Consider the following 22,593-nt stretch of genomic DNA (forward strand, 5'->3'; position numbering starts at 1 on the left):
TCGGCTGACGACTGCCAAGTGCCCGCGATCCACGAGGTCGTTGCGCCCGCCTTCACAGGCACTGACCATATTTTCTGCTGTGGTCCGACTTCTTGGCGACGTTACCCGAGCCTGGGGCGGACTCCGAGTACCGCAGTGCCGACGCGCACATGTGTCGCCCCGGCGGCCACGGCCTGTTCGAGGTCCGCACTCATCCCTGCCGACACCATGGTTGCAGCCGGATGGGCCCGGCGCAGGTCAGTCGACAAATCCATGAGGCGTTCAAACGCGGCCTGTTCGCGTCCCGCGTACTGGCCGGTGAGCGGGGCGACGGTCATCAGACCCCCGAGCCGCAGCCCCGGAGCCTCGCCGATGAGGTCGGCCAACTCTTCGATTCCGCCCGGAGCCACGCCTCCGCGCTCGCCCCGGCCGCTCACCCCGGCGTCCAGGGCGACCTGGACGAGACACCCCACCTCGCGCCCCGCCCGCACGGCCTCCTTCGACAGAGCCGTGACGAGCTTGGGACGATCCACGGACTGCACCACATCCGCGTAACCGACCACGGAACGGACCTTGTTGGTCTGCAATTGACCGACAAAGTGCCATGTGAGGGGCAGATCCGCACACGCCGCGGCCTTCGGCGCCGCGTCCTGGTCGCGGTTCTCGGCGACGTGGCGCACACCGAGTTCCGACAGGATCCGCACATCGCTCGCCGGGTAGGTCTTGGTGACCACGATGAGGGTCACCTCCTCCCGCTTGCGCCCGGCCGCCACACAGGCGGCGGTGATACGTTCCTCCACTTTCGCCAGGTTTCCGGCGAGTTCGGTCTTACGGTCCGTCATGTCCCATCAGTCCAGCCAGACATAGCCCGCGAGCCGCCCGGTGGTGCGGTCACGGCGGTACGAGAAGTGGTCGCCCGACTCCAGCGTGCACTCCGGCGACCGCGCCCGGTCGCGCACCCCGAGCCGGTCGAGCTGCGCGTGCACCCCGGCGCTCACGTCGACCGCCGGCGTACCCCAGCTCGTCTCAGCGTGCGCCGCCGGCTCGACGGCCGCCACCTCGGCGCGCATCGCCTCCGGCACCTCGTAGCACCGCCCGCACACGGCCGGTCCGGTGCGGACGACGATCCGGCCCGGCTCGGCGCCGAGTCCGGCCATGGCCCGTACGGCGGCGGGGACGACGCCCTTGACCATGCCGGGCCGGCCCGCGTGCGCGGCCGCGACGACCCCGGCGACGGGATCGGCGAGCAGCACCGGCACGCAGTCGGCGGTGAGGACGGCCAGGGCGAGTCCGCGGCGGGCGGTGACGATCGCGTCGACCTGAGGCACCGGGCTATCTCCCCAGGGCTCCTCCACCACGGCCACATCGGCGCCGTGCACCTGGTTCATCCAGACGACCCGGCCGGGGTCGAGGCCGAGCGACTTGGCGGCGATGTCCCGGTTGGCCCGTACGGCCTCGGGGGCGTCGCCGACCGCGCCGCCGAGGTTCAGCTCCTCATACGGAGCGGCGCTCACCCCGCCCCACCGGTCGGTGAAGGCGAAGTGCGCGCCGCTCACGCTCTCGCGCCGTCCTATCACTTGAGGAAGTCCGGGACGTCCAGTTCCTCGGCCGCGCTGTCCGCGTAGGAGGTGCGGGGCGCCGGCGTCACCGGCGGGGGGGCCGGGATGTCGGCCACCGGCTCGGGTGCCGGCTCCGGCTCCTCCTTGGGCTTGACGCTGCCCAGCGAGCCGAAGGACGGTCGGCTGGGCTCGCTCGGCCGGGACGGAACGGGGTCCTCGCGGCGGGCGCCCGTCGAAGTCGAGGCCGAGCCGAGGACGTTGTCCCGGCGGGCCGGGGGCTGGCCGCCGTCGAAGCCGGCCGCGATCACGGTGACCCGGACCTCGTCGCCGAGGGCGTCGTCGATGACCGCGCCGAAGATGATGTTGGCCTCGGGGTGGGCGGCCTCGCTGACCAGCTGGGCCGCCTCGTTGATCTCGAACAGGCCGAGGTCGCTGCCGCCGGAGATGGAGAGCAGCACGCCGCGGGCGCCGTCGATGGACGCCTCCAGCAGCGGCGAGGAGATCGCCATCTCGGCCGCGGCCACCGCGCGGTCGTCGCCGCGGGCCGAGCCGATGCCCATGAGGGCCGAACCGGCCTCGGACATGACGGACTTCACATCGGCGAAGTCGAGGTTGATCAGGCCGGGGGTGGTGATGAGGTCGGTGATGCCCTGGACACCGGAGAGCAGGACCTGGTCGGCGGACTTGAAGGCGTCCAGGACCGAGACCTGGCGGTCCGAGATGGACAGCAGCCGGTCGTTGGGGATGACGATGAGGGTGTCGACCTCTTCGCGCAGCTCGGCGATGCCGTCCTCGGCCTGGTTCGCACGGCGCCGTCCCTCGAAGGTGAACGGGCGCGTGACCACGCCGATGGTGAGGGCGCCGAGCGAGCGCGCGATGTTGGCCACGACGGGCGCGCCGCCGGTGCCGGTGCCGCCGCCTTCACCGGCCGTCACGAAGACCATGTCGGCCCCCTTGAGGACCTCCTCGATCTCCTCGCGGTGGTCCTCGGCGGCCTTGCGGCCGACGGCCGGGTTGGCTCCGGCGCCGAGTCCGCGGGTGAGTTCGCGGCCGACGTCGAGCTTGACGTCGGCGTCGCTCATCAACAGCGCCTGTGCGTCGGTGTTGATGGCGATGAACTCGACACCCTTGAGACCGACCTCGATCATCCGGTTGATGGCATTGACACCACCGCCGCCGACACCGATGACCTTGATGACTGCGAGGTAGTTCTGCGGTGCTGCCACGTCGAAGGCCTCTCGCCTCGAATTACGTTGTCGCCGCCGGGCGGTGCCCCGCGCCGGGACGACGGATGCCGAATGGGACGGTCCGTAGCGCCGACCCGAACCCTAACCCTGAAGTTTAGGGTTACCAGTGTTTCTGTTCCCTGGAGTCTTCTGAACAGGACACTAAGTCGACAAGTGGCGCCCGTTCAACGAACACGCCGAACCTCCCGTTTTTCTTTTCACCCTATGTGATCAGCCGTAGCAGTGCCCAACCAGGGTGCTGGCCTGCGCTGATGTGCGTCAACTCCCCGATGACGCGGGGGCGGTGGGGACACTGACGTCGAAGTGCCGCGCGCCGGGGGCTGCTTTCATGAGAGCCGCGAGGGTCCGTGCCTTGGCGCGGCCGTTCTCGCCGCTGCCCCATGCCACCGTGCGACCGTCGGCCAACTCCAGTGAGATGTCGTCGTAGGAACGGACTTGGACGGTCCGGGTGTCCTTCGCGACGGCGGCCGGCAGCTCGCCCGCCACCCGGACCGCCTCCCGGGTGAGCCGGTCGGTGCCGAAGCGCCGGAAGCTCGCGACGCCGGAACCGGTGCGAGAAACGGACAATTCCAGCATCGGGACGCCATTCGGCGCCTGCGAAACCGTGGCGAAACGGACGCCTTCGTGGTCGACTTCGACGAAGTCCCGGCCCTTTCGGGCCAGCAGAACCGGAGTGCGCTCGGTCACTTTCAGACCGATTCCCTGGGGCCAGGCACGGACCACATCAACGGTGTCAATTCGGGGCAATTTCCGGCGAAGTCGGGCTTCGATCCCGTCGGTGTCAACGGAAATCATCGGTGCCCCGACCGGTACCGCCGCCGCGTCCCGCACCTCGGCGGGGGTCAGCACGAGCGTGCCCGACACCGAGACGTGCCGGACACGCAACCAGGCGGATCCGTACAACGCCCAGACGGAACCGGCGCCGAGGAGCACCAGAACAACCGCCAGAATGACGATCGCACGAAGGCGCGGTCTCCTGAGCCTGCGGAGGAGCGGCGGGCCGGACGACCCCTGCTGGCGTTCACCGCGCTCGGCGGTAGTCGGTCCGGCCACCCTCACTGCCCTTTCGTCATACGGTCCTAACGGCGCGAGGCGATCGCCTCGTACACCATGCCGACGAGCAGCTCGTCGGCGTCCCGGCGGCCGAACTCGCTTGCCGCGCGGGACATCTCGTACAGCCGGTGCGGATCGGCGAGCACGGGCAGGACGTTCTGCTGCACCCACTCGGGAGTGAGTTCCGCGTCGTCGACGAGGAGTCCGCCGCCGGCCTTCACCACCGGCTGGGCGTTGAGCCGCTGTTCGCCGTTGCCGATGGGCAGCGGGACGTAGGCGGCCGGGAGTCCGACGGCGGAGAGTTCGGCGACGGTCATCGCGCCCGCGCGGCAGAGCATCATGTCGGCCGCGGCGTACGCGAGGTCCATCCGGTCCAGGTAACTTACCGGGATATAGGGGGGCATTCCCGGCATCTGGTGCACCTGCGGCAGTTCGTTCTTCGGGCCGACCGCGTGCAGGATCTGGATGCCTGCCTGCTGGAGCCACGGGGCGACCTGCTGGACCACCTCGTTGAGGCGCCGGGCGCCCTGGGAGCCGCCGGAGACGAGCAGCGTGGGCAGGTTCGGGTCGAGGCCGAAACGGTGGCGGGCCTCGGGGCGGGCGGCGGCGCGGTCCAGGGTGGCGATGGAACGGCGCAGCGGGATGCCGATGTAGCGGGCGTCGCGCAGCTTGCTGTCCGGTGTCGAGACGGCGACCCGGGCCGCGTACCGCGAGCCGATCTTGTTGGCCAGGCCGGGGCGGGCGTTGGCCTCGTGGATCACGATCGGCACGCCGAGCCGCTTGGCGGCCAGATAGCCGGGCAGGGCGACATAACCGCCGAAACCGACCACCACGTCCGCCTTGGTACGTTCCAGGATCTGCTCGGCGGCCTTGATGGTGCCGCGCAGCCGGCCCGGGACGGTGATCAGCTCGGGAGTCGGCTTGCGCGGCAGCGGCACCGCCGGGATCAGCGCCAGCTCGTAGCCGCGCTCCGGGACGAGCCGGGTCTCCAGGCCGCGCTCCGTGCCCAGGGCCGTGATCCCCACGGTCGGGTCCTGCCTGCGCAGGGCATCCGCGAGGGCGAGCGCGGGCTCGATGTGGCCGGCGGTCCCCCCACCGGCGAGTACGACATGCACCGAAATTCACCGCTCTCCGGACGAACGCGCCGTGGAGGCACGCCGTCGCATCGTGTTCCATCTCCGAGGAGCTCCGGTCGGCCTTCTGCCGGGCACTGGGTCTCCCGCCCGCTTTCTACCAAAGCGAGGTTGCCGCATCGCAAGCGCTGCCCGCGCAGCGGGCTCGTCGCGCGCGAAGGCGATCAGCAGCCCGATGGCGAACATGGTCGGCAGCAGGGCCGACCCTCCGTAGGAGAACAGCGGGAGGGGGACGCCGGCGATCGGCAGCAGGCCGAGCACCGCACCGATGTTGATCACAGCCTGGGCGGTGATCCAGGTGGTCACGCCTCCCGCGGCGTACCTCACGAAGGGGTCCTCCGTGCGTCCGGCCACGCGGATACCCGCATAGCCTAGAGCCGCGAACAGGGCGAGCACCGACAGCGTCCCCGCCAGGCCCAGCTCCTCACCGGTGACGGCGAAGATGAAGTCGGTGTGCGCTTCCGGGAGTTGTCCCCATTTTTCCACACTCGCGCCGAGACCGGAGCCGAAAAGTCCGCCGGAGGCGAGGGCGTAGAGGCCGTGCACGGCCTGCCAGCACATGTCGTTCGGGCCGGAGTCGGTGGCGGCGATGCAGTTGAGGCGGGCGAGGCGGTGCGGGCTGGTCTTGATGAGGACGCCGCCGATCAGGGTCGCGATCGTCAGCACCCCCGCGAACAGCCGGGTCGGCGCCCCCGCGAGCCACAGCAGGCCGAACAGGATCGCGGTGAGGATGATCGTCGTACCCATGTCGCCGCCGAGCATGATCAGACCGAGCAGCAGGAAGGTGACCGGCACCAGCGGCACCAGCATGTGCTTCCACTGGGTCAGCAGCCTCTTCTCCTGCTTGCGGGCGATCAGGTCCGCGCCCCACAGCACCAGGGCGAGCTTGCCGAACTCGCTCGGCTGGACCTGGAAGGAGCCGCCGAGGGCGATCCAGTTCTGGTTGCCGTTGACCGTCATCCCTATCCCGGGCACCTGGACCAGGGCCATGAGGAAGACGGCGGCGGCGAGGATCGGGTAGGCGAGCGCCCGGTGCAGTTTCACCGGCATGCGGGAAGCCGCGAACAGCAGTACCCCGCCGATCGCGGCGGCCAGCAGCTGCTTGCGGAAGAAGTACGACCCGGGCAGCGACATCTGCAGCGCGGTGATCTGGGAGGCCGAGTAGACCATCACCAGACCCAGCACGATGATCAGCACACTGCCGCCGAGGATCAGGTAGTAGGCGGTCAGCGGCCGGTCCCAGGCCTTGCGCGCCCGGCCGTAGAACCGCTGTACGGGGTTCTCGCCCGGGGGCCCGGCGACGGCGGGACGGGGACGCCGGGACGCCCCCTGCACGGGCGGCTTCCCGGTACGGCTACTGGGCATCGGCGCCTCCACTGAACGTCGACCGTCCCACGCGTCCCTCCCAAGATCCGCCCGGCGGGCGGCCGGGGTCAGGCTTCGAGTTCGCGGACCGCCGCCGCGAACGCGTCACCGCGCTGGTTGTAGTTGGTGAACATGTCCATGGAGGCGCAGGCCGGGGCCAGCAGCACCGTGTCGCCGGGCTGCGCGAGCCGCTTGGCCTCCGTCACCGCCTGGAGCATCGCCCCAGTGTCGGTCCGGTCGAGGTCCACCACGGGTACTTCCGGCGCGTGTCGCGCGAGGGCGTCGCGGATCAGCGCCCGGTCGGCGCCGATCAGGACGGCACCGCGAAGTCGCTTTGCCGACTTGGCGACCAGTTCCTCGAAGGTCGCACCCTTCGCCAGACCACCCGCAATCCATACAATCGACTCATATGACGCCAACGAGGCTTCCGCGGCATGCGTGTTGGTCGCCTTGGAGTCGTCCACGTAGGCGACGCCGTCGACATCGGCGACGTGCGCGATGCGGTGCGCGTCCGGGCAAAAGGCCCTGAGGCCGTCCCGTACGGCCTGGGCGGGCACCCCGAAGGCGCGCGCGAGGGCCGCCGCCGCAAGGGCGTTGGCGATGTTGTGGGGGGCCGGCGGGTCGATGTCGGACACCTCGGCCAGCTCCTGGGCGTTCTTCTGCCGGTTCTCGACGAAGGCGCGGTCGACCAGGATGCCGTCCACGACGCCGAGTTGGGAGGGGCCCGGGGTGCCGAGGGTGAAGCCGATGGCCCGGCAGCCCTCCTCGACGTCGGCCTCGCGCACCAGGTCCTCGGTGCGCTTGTCGGCCACGTTGTAGACGCAGGCGACCCGATTGCCCTCGTAGATACGGCCCTTGTCGTGCGCGTAGGCCTCCATGGAGCCGTGCCAGTCGAGGTGGTCGGGCGCGAGGTTGAGGACCGCGGCCGAGTGCGCCCGCAGCGAGGGCGCCCAGTGCAGCTGGTAGCTGGACAGCTCGACGGCGAGGACGTCGTAGGTCTCCTCGCCGAGGACCGCGTCCAGCAGGGAGACGCCGATGTTGCCGACGGCGGCCGTGCGCAGGCCCGCGGCCTTCAGGATCGAGGCCAGCATCTGCACGGTCGTGGTCTTGCCGTTGGTGCCCGTGACGGCCAGCCAGGGCGCCGCGTCGGGCCCCCGCAGGCGCCAGGCCAGCTCGACGTCGCCCCAGACGGGCACGCCCGCCTTCTCGGCCGCCTGGAACAGCGGCTTGTCCGGCTTCCAGCCGGGCGCGGTGACGATCAGCTCGGTGCCCTCCGGCAGGGTCGCCCCGTCCCCCAGGCGCACGGTGATGCCGAGCGCCTCCAGTTCGGCGGCCTGCTCACGCGCGCGTGCGTCGTCGCCGTCGTTGACGACCGTGACGACCGCCCCGCGCGCGTGCAGCACCTTGGCCGCCGGGACGCCGGAGACGCCCAGCCCGGCGACGGTGACGTGCTTGCCCTGGAAGTCGTGGGGCTCCGAGGTGGAGGTCACTTTTCCGCTGCCCATCCTGCATAGAAGAGGCCCAGTCCGACAATCACACAGATTCCCTGGATGATCCAGAACCGGACCACCACCAGGACCTCGGACCAGCCCTTGAGTTCGAAGTGGTGCTGCAGTGGCGCCATCCGGAAGACGCGCTTGCCGGTGAGCCGGAAGGAGCCGACCTGGATGACGACCGACATGGTGATGAGGACGAACAGGCCGCCCATGATGGCCAGCAGCAGCTCCGTGCGGGAGAGGATGGCCAGACCGGTGAGGACACCGCCGAGGGCGAGCGAGCCGGTGTCGCCCATGAAGATCTTCGCCGGCGAGGTGTTCCACCACAGGAAGCCCAGGCAGGCGCCCATCAGCGCGGAGGCGATCACCGCGAGGTCGAGCGGGTCGCGCACCTCGTAGCAGGCGGCCGGGTTGGTCAGGGTCTGCGCGTTGGCGCAGGACTCCTGGAACTGCCACACGCCGATGAACGTGTAGGCGCCGAAGACCAGCACGGAGGCGCCGGTGGCCAGACCGTCCAGACCGTCGGTGAGGTTCACGCCGTTCGACATCGCCAGGATCATGAACAGCGCCCAGACGACGAACAGCACCGGGCCGATCGTCCAGCCGAAGTCCGTGATGAAGGACAGCTTGGTGGAGGCCGGGGTGTTGCCGCGCGCGTCGGCGAACATCAGCGACAGCACGGCGAAGGCGATGCCGACGATCAGCTGGCCGGCCATCTTCGCCTTGGCCCGCAGGCCCAGCGAACGCCGCTTGACGATCTTGATGTAGTCGTCGAGGAAGCCGACCAGGCCCATGCCGAACATCAAACCGAGGACCAGCAGCCCGGAGTAGGTGGGCGGGTAACCGGTGATGAGCTTGCTCAGGAAGTACGCCGCGATCGTCGCCAGGATGAAGGCGATGCCGCCCATGGTCGGCGTACCGCGCTTGCTGGCGTGCTCGCGCGGACCGTCGTCGCGGATGTACTGGCCGTAGCCCTTGCGGGCGAGGAGCTTGATCAGCAGCGGGGTGCCGATCAGCGTCAGGAAGAGGCCAATGACTCCTGAGAACAGGATCTGCTTCATCATCGGGCGGCAACCTCGCCCTCGGCACCGGTCTCGACGAGCGCCTGGGCAACGCTCTCCAGACCCACCGAACGGGACGCCTTCACGAGCACGACGTCCCCCGGGCGCAACTCGCTGCGCAACAGGTCGATCGCCGCCTGTGCGTCGGACACGTGCACCGACTCCTCACCCCACGAACCCTCGTTATATGCGCCCAGTTGCAGCCAGGAGGCCTCAATGCCCCCGACGGCGACGAGCTTGCTGACGTTGAGCCGGACGGCGAGCCGTCCGACGGCGTCGTGCTCGGCGAGCGCCTCGTCCCCCAGCTCGGCCATCTTGCCGAGCACCGCCCACGTGCGGCGCCCCTTGCCCATGGCCGCGAGTGCCCTGAGGGCGGCCCGCATGGACTCGGGGTTGGCGTTGTAGGCGTCGTTGACGATGGTCACGCCGTCCGGGCGCTCGGTGACCTCCATGCGCCAGCGGGAGAGGGAGCCCGCCTCGGAGAGCGCGGTGGCGATCTCTTCCGCGGACATGCCCAGCTCATGGGCGACGGCGGCCGCGGCGAGCGCGTTCGACACGTGGTGCTCACCGTACAGGCGCATGGTCACATCGGATGCACCGGAGGGTGTGAGAAGCCTGAAGGAGGGCTGTCCGCTGTCCGTGAGTCGCACGTTCTCGGCGCGTACGTCCGCTTCGGCCGACTCTCCGAAAAGGACCACCTTCGCCTTGGTACGGGGGGCCATGGCCCGGACCAGCGGGTCGTCGGCGTTGAGGATCGCGGCGCCGTCCTCCGGAAGGCCCTCGATGATCTCGCCCTTGGCCTCGGCGATCTGCTCGCGGCCGCCGAACTCGCCGATGTGGGCGGTGCCGACGTTGAGGACCAGGCCGATCTTCGGCGGGGTCAGGTCGGTGAGGTAGCGGATGTGCCCCACGCCGCGCGCGCCCATCTCCAGCACGAGGAACCTGGTCTCCTCGGTGGCGGACAGGGCCGTCAGCGGCAGCCCGATCTCGTTGTTGAGCGAGCCGGGCGTGAACACCGTCGGCGCCTTGCGCCGGAGCACCTGCGCGATCAGGTCCTTGGTGCTGGTCTTGCCCGCCGAGCCGGTCAGGGCGACGAGGGTCGCGCCGAGCCGGCGTACGACGTGCCGGGCCAGGGCGCCGAGCGCGGTCTGGACGTCGTCGACGACGATCGCGGGCACGCCGACCGGGCGCGACGCCAGTACGGCGACCGCGCCCGCCTCGATCACCTGCGGTGCGTAGTCGTGGCCGTCCACGCGCTCGCCGACGAAGGCGGCGAACAGGCTGCCGGGCACCACCTCGCGGGAGTCCCGGACGACCGGTCCGGTGACGGCCGCGGACGGATCCGGTATGTCGTGCGTCTGCCCGCCGACGACTGCTGCGATCTCGGCGAGGGAGAGGGCGATCACAAGTTCATCCCCTGGGTCTTCTGGATTTTCATCCCTGGGTTTTCTGGATGGCTTCGCGGAGCACCTGGCGGTCGTCGAAGGGACGGACCACGCCGGCGATGTCCTGGCCCTGCTCGTGGCCCTTGCCCGCGACCAGCACGGTGTCGCCGGCCTGGGCGCGGCCCACGGCGGCGGCGATCGCGGCGGCCCGGTCCTCGAACAGGAGCACCTCGCCGCGCTCGTGCGCGGGCACGGAGGCGGCCCCCTGGAGCATGGTCGCGAGGATCGCCAGCGGGTCCTCGGAGCGGGGGTTGTCGGAGGTCAGTACGGCCGTGTCGGCGAGCCGGGCCGCGGCGGCGCCCATCGGGGCGCGCTTGGTCCGGTCGCGGTCGCCGCCGCAGCCGAGGACCACGTGCAGGCGGCCCTTGGTGACCTTGCGCAGCGCCTTGAGCACGGACTCGACGGCGTCGGTCTTGTGGGCGTAGTCGACGACCGCGAGGTAGGGCTGCCCGGCGTCGACGCGCTCCAGGCGGCCGGGGACGCCCGGGACGGCGGCGATTCCGTCGGCGGCGGTCTGCGGGTCGAGACCGGCGGCGGCGAGGGCGACGACGGCGGCCAGGGTGTTCGCCACGTTGAACGGACCGGCGATCGGCGACCTGGCGTGGACGCGCTCGCCGTCCGGGCCGACCACGGTGAACGTCGAGTCCATGGGGCCGACCTGGACGTCCTCGGCGCGCCAGTCGGCGTCGGGGTGGCCCTCGGCGGAGAAGGTGACGACGGGGACCGTGGCCTCCTCGGCCAGCCGGCGGCCGTACGCGTCATCGGCGTTGATCACGCCGAGTCTGCTGCGTTCCGGCGTGAACAGCTGCGCCTTGGCCCGGAAGTAGTCCTCCATGTCGGAGTGGAACTCCATGTGTTCCGGGCTGAGGTTGGTGAACACGGCGATGTCGAAGACACAGCCGTCGACCCGGCCGAGGACCAGGGCGTGGCTGGAGACCTCCATGGCGACCGCCTCGACGCCGCGCTCGCGCATGACGGCGAACAGCGCCTGCAGATCGGTGGCCTCGGGGGTGGTGCGCTCGGACTTGATGCGCTCGTCGCCGATGCGCATCTCGACGGTGCCGACGAGGCCCGTGGACTTCGCGGTCCTGAGCCCGCCCTCGACCAGGTAGGCGGTGGTGGTCTTGCCGGAGGTGCCGGTGATGCCGATCTGGAGCAGGTCGCGGCCGGGGTGGCCGTAGATCGTCGCCGCCAGCTCGCCCATCCGTCCGCGCGGGTCGGCCACGACCAGGACCGGCAGTCCGGTCGCGGCGGCGCGCTCGGCGCCCGTCGGGTCGGTGAGCACGGCGACCGCGCCGAGGCCGGCGGCCTGGGTGACGAAGTCGGCGCCGTGCAGGCGGGCGCCCGGGAGGGCGGCGTACAGGTCGCCGGGGCGGACGGCGCGCGAGTCGTGGGTGATCCCCGTGACCTCGGCGGCAGCGTCCGGAGCGGCGGCACCCAGCTGATCGGCCAGTTCCGCGAGGGGTGTGGCGGAGACCTGAACCGGTCGCGGCGGTCCCGGGTATGTCACGGAAGCGCCTTTCTGGGTGGTTTGGGACTGATCAGCGTGTGGCACGGCGGTGAGCGTACCGGGCGTACCCGCTCCGGGGCGAAGTGAGGGGTTCTCGGCCCCTTGGTTCCCGGCGTCGGGAGTGGTCGTCGTCACGAGTTGGTTCCTGGTGTTCCGGTGCTGATCAGGGCTTGTAGTCGACGGGCAGGTTCGCGGCCGGCGCACCGGTCGGCGGGACCTGGAGGGTCTTCAGGGCGAACTCCATCACCTGCTTGTAGATGGGACCGCAGATCTGGCCGCCGTAGTAGCTTCCGGCGGTGGCGTTCTGGATGGCGCAGTAGACGGTGATGCGGGGGTTGTCGGCGGGCGCGAATCCGGCGAACGAGGAGGTGTAGCCGCGGTACCTGCCGGTGGCCGGATCCACGCGGTTGGCCGTGCCGGTCTTGCCCGCGACGTTGTAGCCGGGGATGCGGGCCCTGATGCCGGTGCCCTGCTCGTCGTCCACGACGGACTCCAGCATCTGGGCGACCGTCCTGGCCGTCTTCTCGCTGACCACGCGGGTCTGCCTGGGCTTGGGCGCAGGCGTGAAGCGGCCGTCGGCGCCCTTCGTGCCGCGCACCAGGGTCGGCTCGATGCGAACCCCGCCGTTGGCGATGGTCGAGTAGACGGAGGCGGCCTGCATCGCGTTGAGCGAGAAGCCCTGGCCGAAAGGAATCGTGTACTGCTGCGAGGTGGACCACTTCTGGTACGGCGCGAGGATGCCGGGGGTCTCGCCGGGGAAGCCGAGTCCGGTGTAGCTGCCGATGCCGAACTTGCGCAGGTAGGAGTAGAGGACCTTGTTGGCCTCGGACTGCGTCCTGCCGAGCTGGCCGGTGGCCAGGATGGTGCCGATATTGCTGGACTTGGCGAGGACGCCGTTCAGCGTGAGGTACCAGGTGTCGTGGTCGACGTCGTCGGCGAAGAGCCGGTCGCCGCGGTGCAGCCGGTTCGGTACGACGACGTGGGTGAGCGGGGTGGCCGCGTTCTCCTGCAGCACGGCCGCCATCGACATCACCTTGGCGGTGGAGCCGGGCTCATAGGCGTCCTGGACGGCCGCGTTGCCCAGGGCCGCGCCGTCGGCCTTCGACAGGTCGTTGGGGTCAAAACCCGGCGCGTTGGCCATGGCGAGGATCTGCCCGGTGCGGGTGTCCTGGACGACGACATAGCCGCGGTCGGCCCTGGACTTCCTCACCTGCTCGGTGATGGCGTTCTGCGCGGCCCACTGGATGTCGCGGTCGATGGTCAGCTCGACGTCGGAACCGGGCACGGCGGGCGTCTCCGTCGATCCCGCCGTGGGCACCTCGCGCCCTCCGGACTGGGCGTACCGGATCTTGCCGTCCTTTCCGGCCAGCTGCTTGTTCAGCTCCTGCTCGATGCCGCCGCCGCCCTGGCCGTCGGCGTTGACCCAGCCCAGTATCCCGGCGGCGAGGTCGCCGTTGGGGTACAGCCGCTGGCTGCTCGGGTCGGCGAAGACGCCGGCGAGCACATTGACGGTGGTGGAGTCCGTCTCCGCCTTCTTGGCGAGCGCGTTCTTCAGGTCCTTGATCTGCTTCCAGACCTGCGGGGTCTGCCGGGTGGCGAGCCGGGTGTACCGGGAGTTCGGGTTCTGCGGCCGCAGCTTCTTCACGAGCTCGGCCTGGCTCTGCCCGAGGATCGGCGCGAGCAGCGCGGCGGCCTGTTCCGGGCCGTTGCCGATCTTCAGCTGCTTCCTGCTGAACATCGTCGGATCGGCCGTGATGTCGTACGCGTCCACGCTGATGGCGAGGGCCACGCCGTTGCGGTCGGTGATCCCACCGCGCTCGGCGGCCAGCGTGTGCACGACATACCGGTTCTGCTCGGCCCGCGCGGCGTACGCGCTGGCGTCGACGCCCTGCACCTGGAGGAGCCGTACCACGAAGGCGGTCAGGACCAGGGTCAGCGTGAGGCTGACCAGGCGCAGCCGGGGCCGCGGACTGCCGAGCCGGAGGGGGCGCTGGGCGAGCGGCCGAGCACTGCTCGGCCGCCGCGCCGGACGCGCACCGGGCCCGGGCTGCCGCCGCACGGCACTCCTCGGACGCGGCGGCCCGGCCGGCCCGGGCACACGACGGCGCGGCGGTTCCCTGTCGGACACTTCCGTCACCTGCCGGGGGTCGGGGTCGGAATGGGCTGGAACATCGAGAGCGGCGCCACGACACCTTCCGCGGCGGCGACCGGCGCCGGGCGGCGCCACAGCGCGAGCGGCGCCGTACCGGCGGCACACCGGGACCGGCGCCCACCCCTCCCCTCACCCGAGCGCAGCGCACACGCCGGCCCGGGCACACGACGGCGCGGCGGTTCCCTGTCGGACACTTCCGTCACCTGCCGGGGGTCGGGGTGGGCTGGGGGATGGACGGGGGTGGGGGGATGGCTCCCTCGGGGGCGGAGGCGGTGGGGGCGGACAGGGGTTGTCCCTGGGCCGGTGCCGCTGCCGCTGCCGTGGGAGAGGGCGTGACCGGGGCCGGGGCGGTGGGCGTGGGCGGGCTCGGGCTGGCCACGGTGGTCGGGGCCGTGGCGGGGGCCGCCGTCGGGGTCAGGGTCTCGGGGGCGACCGGGCCGGTGAGGGCGGCGGACTCGGGGGCGGCGCTCGGGACGCCCTTGACCTTGCCGTCGGGGCCCAGGAAGGCCGGGTCGCCGCCGGGGACCATGCCGAGTTCGCGGGCGCGGCGCTGGAGGGCGTCGGGAGAGGAGTAGGCGTCGATGTCCCGCTGGAGGGCCTGTTCCTCGTCGGTGAGGCTCTTCGTCTGCTTCTGCAGGTCGGCGAGTTTGAACGAGCCTTCGCTGAGCCGGGAGTTGAGCACCAGCAGTCCGATGAGGCCGCCGCCGAGGAGCAGGACGACGAGCAGGACGAACGGGGTGCGGGCGGCCCGGGCACGGCCGGCCGGGAAGAGCCGGGCGAGCCGCGCGGCCCGCCCCCTCAGTTCGGGTTTCCTGCTCACGGCTCCCCCCGGTCGGTGCGCGAGTCCTCGTGGCGCTCCCGGTGCACCCCCGGAAGCTCTACCGGTCCCCCGGTGCGTCCAGGGCCCTCGCCGGACCCCCGGCGCATCCAGGTCCCCTCAGCCCAGGTCCCCCCGTCGGGCCTGCCGTACGTCCGGACATCCGCGCGGCTGCCCGCGCGAGCCGCCCGGTGCGTCCGGGAATCCAACCAACCCCCCTGGCGGGTTCGGGAATGCCCCTGACCCCCTTGATCAGCCTGGGAGTCCTCGTGAGCCCCCCGGTGAGTTCGGGAATCCAACCGACCCGTCTCGGTCACTCGGCGTCCTCCCTGATGCGTTCGGCGCCGCGCAGCCTGGCGGGTGCGGCCCGGCGGTTCTCGGCGACCTCTTCCTCGGTGGGAAGTTCGGCACCCCGGGTGAGCAGCTTGAGCCGCGGCTGGTAGCGCTCCGGTACGACCGGCAGGCCGGGCGGCGCGGTGGACGCGGCGCCGGCCGCGAACACCTGCTTGACCAGGCGGTCTTCGAGCGAGTGGTACGACAGCACGGCGATGCGGCCGCCCACGTCGAGCGCCTTCACCGCCGCCGGGATCGCCCGCTCCAGGACGGACAGTTCGCCGTTGACCTCGATGCGCAGCGCCTGGAAGGTGCGCTTGGCGGGATTGCCGCCGGTGCGCTTGGCGGCCTGCGGGAGGGCGTCGCGGATCAGCTCGACCAGCCGCGCGCTGTTGGTGAACGGCTCCCTCTCGCGCTCCCGCACGATCGCGGCCACGATCCGCTTGGCCTGCTTCTCCTCGCCGTACGCGCGCAGGATCCGCACGAGTTCGCCCGCCGGATAGGTGTTCAGGACCTCGGCGGCACTGATACCGGTCGTCTGGTCCATCCGCATGTCCAGCGGCGCGTCCTGGGCGTAGGCGAAGCCGCGGTCGGCCTCGTCCAGCTGCATGGAGGAGACCCCGAGGTCGAACAGAACGCCCTGCACGCGCGCGATGCGCAGCTTGTGCAGTACGTCGGGCAGCTCGTCGTAGACGGCGTGCACGAGGGTCGCGCGCTCACCATAGGGCGCCAGCCGCTCGCCCGACAGGCGCAGCGCCTCCTTGTCCCGGTCGAGGCCGATCAGCCGCGCCTCGGGGAACCGGGCCAGCAGTGCCTCGCTGTGCCCGCCGAGGCCGAGGGTGCAGTCGACGACCACCGCTCCCGGGTGCTCCAGGGCGGGCGCCAGCAGGTCCAGGCACCGCTGGAGCATCACCGGGACGTGTCGACTCTGTCCCTCCCCTCGCCCACCACCGCCCTTGTTCGAATGCGCTTCGCGCCCCATTTGATTCCGGGCCTCTCATCTTCCGGCGGGCCGCACGCACCGCCGGGTCCCCGCCAGCTCGTGAAGGATCGGGCCTGCCGGCGCCGGAAGCGTCAGCCGGACCGGGAGCGGGAGGAGGCCGAGCCGTACGTACGCGCCGCGCGCGTGGGGAGACGGTCCGGGGTGAGCCGGGGTCTCCGGGGGTTTCACCAGCAGGGAGAGCCACGTCTCCCGCTTCGCGTCACTTTAGTCCACCCTGTCTCGCGGTCAATCAACCGGCCTGCGCGTCGCCCGCCGCAACGCGGTGGGAGCCGAAATTCGGCGGGATTCACCCGTCCGAAACAGGTTTGCCCTCCCTATGGGGTAGCTCACAACAAGCCGCAATGACGTTTTTTGTCCTGCTCTCACAGGAGGACGGGACCGGGGCTGACCAGTACCGTCATGAGTATGACGACTTCCGCAGCAGTGCCCACTGGATCCGAAGGCGCCATAACCGACGGCGGCACCGTCACGGATCGCCTGGTCAAGGCCAACCAGGCGTACGCCGCCGAGTTCGCCGACCCCGGGATGGACGCCCGTCCCGTCCTCAAGGTCGCCGTCGTGGCCTGTATGGACGCCCGTCTCGACCTGCACGCCGCGCTCGGCCTGCAGCTCGGCGACTGTCACACCATCCGCAACGCGGGCGGGGTCGTCACCGACGACGTGATCCGCTCCCTGACCATCAGCCAGCGGGCGCTCGGCACCCGCAGTGTCGTGCTCATCCACCACACCGGTTGCGGCATGGAGTCCATCACCGAGGACTTCCGGCACGAGTTGGAGATGGAGGTCGGCCAGCGGCCGCTCTGGGCGGTGGAGGCCTTCCGGGACGTCGACCAGGACGTGCGCCAGTCCATGCAGCGCGTGCGGACCTCGCCGTTCCTGCTGCACACCGACGACGTACGCGGCTTCGTGTTCGACGTGCGCACCGGTCTGCTGCGCGAGGTCGACCCGGCCTGACCGGGCAGACCGGCCGGCCGCCCCGAAGCATCCGGCGCGTCAGCATCCCGCCACCGGCCGATCGCCATATCGAAGATGCGGTCGAAAAAGAGGTAAGACCGACATCGTGCGGGCAGTTGTCCACAGGCGAGTGACACGAATCGGTAACGGCGGCAAGAATGCGGGTGTGGCGTCACGCGGAACTTTTCCCGCGTGGTGTCCGTGTTTCGGGGTGGGCCGGTTTCGCACGCAGCGTCGGCCCGGAAAGAACGGGCCGAGGAGGGCCGGGTGACGACCTATGACGATCGAGCGAGCCTCACAGATCTGACCGCCACGGTGGAGCGGGTGCGCGGTTCGGTGGAGGGCGTGATCGAGGGCAAGCCCGAGGTCGTACGGCTCGCGCTGACCGTGCTGCTCGCCGAGGGCCACCTGCTGATCGAGGACGTCCCCGGAGTGGGCAAGACGATGCTGGCCAAGGCGCTGGCGCGGTCCATCGACTGCTCGGTGCGGCGCATCCAGTTCACGCCCGACCTGCTGCCCTCGGACATCACCGGTGTCTCCATCTGGGACCAGCAGCGCCGGGACTTCGAGTTCAAGCCGGGCGCCATCTTCGCGCAGATCGTGATCGGCGACGAGATCAACCGCGCCTCGCCCAAGACCCAGTCGGCGCTGCTGGAGTCCATGGAGGAGCGGCAGGTCACCATCGACGGGCAGACGTACGAACTGCCCAGCCCCTTCATGGTGGTGGCCACGCAGAACCCGGTCGAGATGGAGGGCACCTACCCGCTCCCCGAGGCCCAGCGCGACCGCTTCATGGCCCGCGTCTCCGTCGGCTACCCGAGCGTGGAGGCCGAGTTGCAGATGCTCGACATCCACGGCGGGGTGAGCCCGCTGGAGGACCTGCAGCCGGTGGCGCACGCGCACGAGATCGTGAAGCTGATCGAGGCCGTGCGCGGCGTGCACGTCTCCGAGCCGGTACGGCGGTACGCGGTGGAGCTGGTAGCCGCCACCCGCACCCACCCCGACCTCAGACTCGGCGCCTCCCCGCGCGCGACGCTGCATCTGCTGCGCGCGGCCAAGGCGTCCGCGGCCCTGGCCGGCCGGGAGTACGCGCTGCCGGACGACCTCCAGGAACTCGCCGTCGCCGTCCTCGCGCACCGCCTGCTGCCCACCGCCCAGGCCCAGCTGAACCGCCGTACTGCCGAGCAGGTCGTGCAGGAGATCCTCCAGCACACCCCCGTGCCCGCGGCTCCGGGGGCGCAGGGTCCGGGCTTCGGCGGGCTCGGCCGTGGGATTCCGGCGTATCCCCAGCAGCCCCCGCGGAGTCTGTGATGAGCGCCGCGGGGCCGGGGCAGGCGGAGGCCGACCGCGGGGAGACGAGCGGCGTCCGAACCGCCCTGGCGGGTCTGACGACACGCGGCCGTTCCTTCCTGGCGGCCGGGATCGCGGCCGCGATCTGCGCGTACGTGCTGGGTCAGAGCGATCTGCTGCGGGTCGGTCTGCTGCTGGCCGCGCTGCCGCTGATCTGCGCGACCGTGGTGTACCGCACGCGCTACCGGGTGGCCGGCACCCGTCGGCTCTCCCCCGCGCGCGTGCCGGCCGGCAGCGAGGCCCGGGTGCACTTGCGGATGGACAACGTCTCCCGGCTGCCCACCGGCCTGCTGATGCTCCAGGACCGGGTGCCCTACGTCCTCGGTCCGCGCCCGAGGTTCGTGCTGGACCGGGTGGAGCCGGGCGGCCGCCGCGAGGTGTCCTACCGGGTCCGCTCCGACCTGCGCGGCCGCTATCCGCTGGGCCCGCTGCAGCTGCGGCTGACGGACCCCTTCGGGATGTGCGAACTCACCCGGTCCTTCTCGACGTTCGACACCCTCACGGTCATCCCGCGCGTGGATCCGCTCGCCCCGGTCCGCTTCAGCGGCGAGGCCAAGGGGTACGGCGACGGGCGGCAGCGTTCCCTGGCCCTGGCGGGTGAGGACGACGTGATCCCGCGCGGCTACCGCTACGGCGACGACCTGCGCCGGGTGCACTGGCGGTCCACCGCGCGCTACGGCGAGCTGATGGTGCGCCGCGAGGAACAGCCCCGGCGCTCCCGCTGCACCGTCCTGCTGGACACCCGGGGCGGTGCCTACGAGGGCGCCGGCCCCGACTCGGCCTTCGAGTGGGCCGTCTCCGGTGCCGCCTCGGTGCTGGTGCACATGCTCGAACGGGGCTTCTCGGTACGGCTGTTGACCGACAGCGGCAGCGTGGTGCCCGGCGAGGGCGCCGACGGGTTCGCGGGCACCGGCCAGGAGACCGCGGAGGCGGCCGGGCTGATGATGGACACCCTCGCGGTGATCGACCACTCCGACGGCGCGGGCCTGTCCCGGGCGTACGACGTGCTCCGCGGCGGCAACGAGGGGCTGCTGGTGGCCTTCCTCGGCGACCTGGACGAGGAGCAGGCCGCGACGGTCGCCAAGATGAGCCGGCGCAGCGGCGGTGCCGTCGCCTTCGTGCTGGACCCCGACACCTGGACGCGGGAGTCGTCCGACGTGCCGCGGCCCGGCGACCGGCACGCCGACCGGCACGCCGAGCGGCTGCGGATGCTGCGCGAGGCGGGCTGGACGGCGCTGAGCGTGCCGCGCGGCGGCCCGCTGAACGCACTGTGGCAACAGGCGGACCGAGAGCGCTCCGGGCTGGCCGCTGTGGGCGGGGAGGCGATGACATGAGCAGTCACTCCGCACCGGCCGCGATGGGCCGGGGAGGCAAGCACATGAGCGGCCGCTCCGGGCCGGCCGCGCTGGGCCGGGGAGACAAACGCACGGGCGATCCTTCCGCACCCGCCGCCGTGGGCCGGAGAGACAAACTCACGAGCGGCCCTTCCGCACCCGCTGGCATGAGCCGGGGAGACAAAGGCACGAGCGATCCTTGCGCACCGGCCCCCATGGGCCAGGAAGACAAACGCACGAGCGATCCGTCCGCACCGACCTCCATGCGCCGGGGAAACAAACGCACGAGCCGCCCTTGGGCGTCGGCCGCCGTGGGCCGGGAGGCGACGCGATGAGTGGGCGGGCTCGACTGGCGCTGTGCGCGGCGGCGGCCACGCTGATGGCCTCCTGCGCGCTGCTGCCCTTGGTGGCCGAGCCGACCTGGCTGCTGCAGCTGGTCCCGCTGGTGGCCGTGCAGGCCGGGGTGGGCGCGGCGGCCCGCCGGGTGCCGCTGGGCCGGCCGCTGACCGTGGCGGCGCAGGCGCTGGTCACCGTGGTGCTGCTGACCCTGGTCTTCGCCCGGGAGTACGCGGTCATCGGGCTGATCCCCGGCCCGGACGCCATCCGGCACTTCGCCGACCTGCTCCAGCAAGGGTCGAACGACGTCAGCGAGTACGCGATACCGGCGCCGCTGACCGACGGCATCAAGCTGATGCTGATCGGCGGGGTCCTGCTGATCGGCCTGCTGGTGGACACGCTTGCGGTGACCTTCCGCAGCGCGGCCCCGGCCGGCCTGCCGCTGCTCGCGCTGTACTCGGTGGCCGCCGGGCTGTCCGACGGCGGGGCCGACTGGCTGTGGTTCCTGGTTGCGGCAGCCGGCTATCTGATGCTGCTGCTCGCGGAGGGCCGGGACCGGCTGGCGCAGTGGGGCCGGGTCTTCGGCGGCGCTCCCCGTGCCCCGGGCTCCCCGGATTACGGCGCGGTGGCGCCGGTGCGCACCGGACGGCGGATCGGCGCGGTCGCGCTCGGTGCGGCGCTGGTGGTGCCGCTCGCCCTGCCCGCGATGCAGGGCGGTCTGCTGGGCGCCGCCGGCACGGGTGTGGGAGTGGGCAACGGCGACGGGGGCACGATCTCCGCGGTCAACCCGCTGGTGTCGCTGCGCGACAGCCTGAACACGAACAACGACCGCCAGGTGCTGTCCCTGAAGACCAGCTCGAACGACATCTCGGACCTGTATCTGCGGATCGTCTCCCTGGACGACTTCGACGGCACCACCTGGAGGCCGGCCCAGCGGCACATCGTGGGCGTCCCGGACCGGTTCCCGACGCCCACCGGCCTCGACGGCGACGTCAAGCGCGGCACGGTGACGACCACGGTCACGGCGTCGGACTGGTACGCCCAGGACTGGCTGCCGATGCCGTACCCGCCGAGCGGTGTGAAGATCGGCGGCCGCTGGCGCTACGAGCCGGTCGGCATGACCCTGGTCGGCGACCACGGCCAGACCACGCGCGGCGAGACCTACCAGGTGACCAGCCTGGACGTGCAGCCGACCGCCGAGCAGCTGTCCACCGCGCCGGAGCCGCCGGCGGCCCTGAAAAGCGAGTACACGAAGGTGCCGTCCGCACTGCCGAAGGTGGTGGCCGAGACCGCCAAGCAGATCACGGCGGGCGCGCGCAGCCACTACGAGGAAGCGGTCAAGCTCCAGGACTACTTCGCCGTCACGGGCGGCTTCCAGTACGACACACAGGTGGAGGTCGGCCGCGGGCCGGGCGCCATCGCGAACTTCCTGAAGAAGAAGCAGGGCTTCTGCGTCCACTTCTCCTTCGCCATGGCGGCGATGGCCCGCACCCTGGGCATCCCGGCCCGGGTCGCGGTGGGCTTCGCGCCCGGCACCCCGCAGGCCGACGGCACGGTCGCGGTGAACCAGAAGGACGCGCACGCCTGGCCCGAGCTGTACTTCGAGGGTGTGGGCTGGACCCGCTTCGAGCCGACCCCGACCCGCGGCACCATGCCGTCGTACACCCAGTCGGACACGCCGGGCAGCTCGCTGCCCGACCAGAGCCTGCCCTCGCACCAGTCGTCCACGGCGCCCTCGGCGGCGGCCTCGCCCAGCCAGAGCTGCCCACCTGAGCTGCGCCGGCTCCAGGACTGCGGCAGCACGTCCGCGGCGGCGGCCCCGCACAGCGGCGGCGGTGGCACGGGCCTGGGGTGGTATCCGCTGATCGGCCTGGCGGCGCTGGTGATCCTGGCGATTCCGCTGTCGCCGCTGCTGTGGCGGACGCGGTTGCGCTCGGTGCGGCTCGGCGGACATGCCCGGACCGAGCAGGGCGCGGCGGCGCACACCCTGGCGGCCTGGCAGGAGTTGACGGACAGCGCCTGGGACCACGGCGTCGCGCCGGACGAGTCGCTGACCCCGCGCCGGGCGGCCGCCCGGATCGTCGAGCTCGCGCGCCTTGACCCCGCGACCGAGGCCGCGGTGCACCGGGTGGCGGACGCGGTGGAGCAGGTGCTGTACGCGCCCCGGCCGCGCCCGGCGGCGGGTGCGGCGGGGGACGTGCGCCGGGTGATCGAGGGGCTGCGCGGCACGGCGGGCACCGGCACCCGGCTGCGGGCGCTGTTCCTGCCCCGCTCGTCGGTGCGGGTGCTGTGGGCGGTGTCGGCGCGTTGGTCGGCGCTCAGGACCCGGGTGGTGGCGGCCCTGCCGGGCCCGCGCCGGCCGTCGGAGCAGCGGGGTTGAGTCAATGGGTGAGGGGCGACCACCGGCGGTGGGTACGGATGCCGGCCGCCTTCGCAGCGTCGACGTTGCCGCCGATGGCGTACAGC

Annotated in this window: 17 protein-coding genes; 4 read left to right on the forward strand and 13 right to left on the reverse strand. The window is 71.6% G+C overall.

The annotated features are described in order from the left end of the window. Positions 1 to 101 precede the first annotated feature (101 nt). From ACWC2T_RS14760 to rsmH, 13 genes are all read right to left on the reverse strand, one after another. The gene (locus tag ACWC2T_RS14760; RefSeq protein ID WP_450670743.1) at positions 102 to 821 is read right to left on the reverse strand and encodes a YggS family pyridoxal phosphate-dependent enzyme; all 720 of its coding nucleotides are present in this window, start codon (positions 819 to 821) and stop codon (positions 102 to 104) included. A 6-nt stretch (positions 822 to 827) separates the two neighbouring features. After that, on the reverse strand, positions 828 to 1,556 hold the full coding sequence (pgeF, locus tag ACWC2T_RS14765) for a peptidoglycan editing factor PgeF (protein ID WP_450670744.1): 729 nt from the start codon (positions 1,554 to 1,556) through the stop codon (positions 828 to 830). Then, entirely contained in the window at positions 1,553 to 2,764 is a 1,212-nt protein-coding gene (gene ftsZ / locus ACWC2T_RS14770; protein WP_450670745.1) for a cell division protein FtsZ, read from the reverse strand. The genes pgeF and ftsZ overlap by 4 nt, the downstream gene beginning before the upstream one ends. Positions 2,765 to 3,043: 279 nt before the next feature. After that, positions 3,044 to 3,838, reverse strand: a complete 795-nt coding sequence (locus tag ACWC2T_RS14775) for a cell division protein FtsQ/DivIB (RefSeq protein WP_450670746.1) — start codon at positions 3,836 to 3,838, stop codon at positions 3,044 to 3,046. 26 nt (positions 3,839 to 3,864) lie between these two features. Next, entirely contained in the window at positions 3,865 to 4,953 is a 1,089-nt protein-coding gene (gene murG / locus ACWC2T_RS14780; RefSeq protein ID WP_055707302.1) for an undecaprenyldiphospho-muramoylpentapeptide beta-N-acetylglucosaminyltransferase, read from the reverse strand. Between the two features lie 6 nt (positions 4,954 to 4,959). After that, positions 4,960 to 6,336 (reverse strand): putative lipid II flippase FtsW, encoded by a 1,377-nt coding sequence (gene ftsW / locus ACWC2T_RS14785; RefSeq protein WP_450670747.1) that lies wholly within the window; start codon positions 6,334 to 6,336, stop codon positions 4,960 to 4,962. A gap of 68 nt (positions 6,337 to 6,404) precedes the next feature. Beyond that, a complete protein-coding gene (murD, locus tag ACWC2T_RS14790; protein WP_450670748.1) occupies positions 6,405 to 7,841 on the reverse strand; it encodes a UDP-N-acetylmuramoyl-L-alanine--D-glutamate ligase in 1,437 nt (478 codons plus the stop codon). Next, positions 7,823 to 8,896: a phospho-N-acetylmuramoyl-pentapeptide-transferase gene (gene mraY / locus ACWC2T_RS14795; RefSeq protein WP_351609873.1), complete on the reverse strand. Its 1,074-nt coding sequence runs from the start codon at positions 8,894 to 8,896 to the stop codon at positions 7,823 to 7,825. The genes murD and mraY overlap by 19 nt, the downstream gene beginning before the upstream one ends. Beyond that, complete coding sequence (locus tag ACWC2T_RS14800; protein ID WP_450670749.1) at positions 8,893 to 10,299, reverse strand: UDP-N-acetylmuramoyl-tripeptide--D-alanyl-D-alanine ligase; 1,407 nt, start codon at positions 10,297 to 10,299, stop codon at positions 8,893 to 8,895. The genes mraY and ACWC2T_RS14800 overlap by 4 nt, the downstream gene beginning before the upstream one ends. 28 nt (positions 10,300 to 10,327) lie before the next feature. Next, the gene (locus tag ACWC2T_RS14805; protein WP_450670750.1) at positions 10,328 to 11,983 is read right to left on the reverse strand and encodes a UDP-N-acetylmuramoyl-L-alanyl-D-glutamate--2,6-diaminopimelate ligase; all 1,656 of its coding nucleotides are present in this window, start codon (positions 11,981 to 11,983) and stop codon (positions 10,328 to 10,330) included. Between the two features lie 28 nt (positions 11,984 to 12,011). Continuing rightward, positions 12,012 to 13,976, reverse strand: coding sequence for a peptidoglycan D,D-transpeptidase FtsI family protein (locus ACWC2T_RS14810; RefSeq protein WP_450670751.1), 1,965 nt, complete (start codon positions 13,974 to 13,976; stop codon positions 12,012 to 12,014). Positions 13,977 to 14,199: 223 nt separating this feature from the next. Continuing rightward, complete coding sequence (locus ACWC2T_RS14815; protein WP_450670752.1) at positions 14,200 to 14,820, reverse strand: septum formation initiator family protein; 621 nt, start codon at positions 14,818 to 14,820, stop codon at positions 14,200 to 14,202. Positions 14,821 to 15,130: 310 nt separating this feature from the next. Then, positions 15,131 to 16,132 carry a 16S rRNA (cytosine(1402)-N(4))-methyltransferase RsmH gene (gene rsmH, locus ACWC2T_RS14820; protein WP_450670753.1) on the reverse strand — a complete coding sequence of 334 codons (1,002 nt, stop codon included), beginning with the start codon at positions 16,130 to 16,132 and terminating at the stop codon, positions 15,131 to 15,133. 426 nt (positions 16,133 to 16,558) lie between these two features. Between rsmH and ACWC2T_RS14825 the strand changes: the two genes are divergently transcribed. The 4 genes from ACWC2T_RS14825 to ACWC2T_RS14840 all read left to right on the forward strand — a co-directional run bounded on the left by ACWC2T_RS14825 (position 16,559) and on the right by ACWC2T_RS14840 (position 22,507). Further along, positions 16,559 to 17,107: a beta-class carbonic anhydrase gene (locus ACWC2T_RS14825; RefSeq protein ID WP_450670754.1), complete on the forward strand. Its 549-nt coding sequence runs from the start codon at positions 16,559 to 16,561 to the stop codon at positions 17,105 to 17,107. A gap of 267 nt (positions 17,108 to 17,374) precedes the next feature. Then, positions 17,375 to 18,418: an AAA family ATPase gene (locus ACWC2T_RS14830; RefSeq protein WP_450670755.1), complete on the forward strand. Its 1,044-nt coding sequence runs from the start codon at positions 17,375 to 17,377 to the stop codon at positions 18,416 to 18,418. Continuing rightward, a complete protein-coding gene (locus ACWC2T_RS14835) occupies positions 18,418 to 19,791 on the forward strand; it encodes a DUF58 domain-containing protein (protein ID WP_450670756.1) in 1,374 nt (457 codons plus the stop codon). The genes ACWC2T_RS14830 and ACWC2T_RS14835 overlap by 1 nt, the downstream gene beginning before the upstream one ends. A gap of 331 nt (positions 19,792 to 20,122) precedes the next feature. Beyond that, a complete protein-coding gene (locus ACWC2T_RS14840) occupies positions 20,123 to 22,507 on the forward strand; it encodes a transglutaminase TgpA family protein (RefSeq protein ID WP_450670757.1) in 2,385 nt (794 codons plus the stop codon). The last annotated feature ends 86 nt before the right edge of the window (positions 22,508 to 22,593 follow it).

The sequence above is a fragment of the Streptomyces sp. NPDC001393 genome (genome assembly GCF_053597455.1).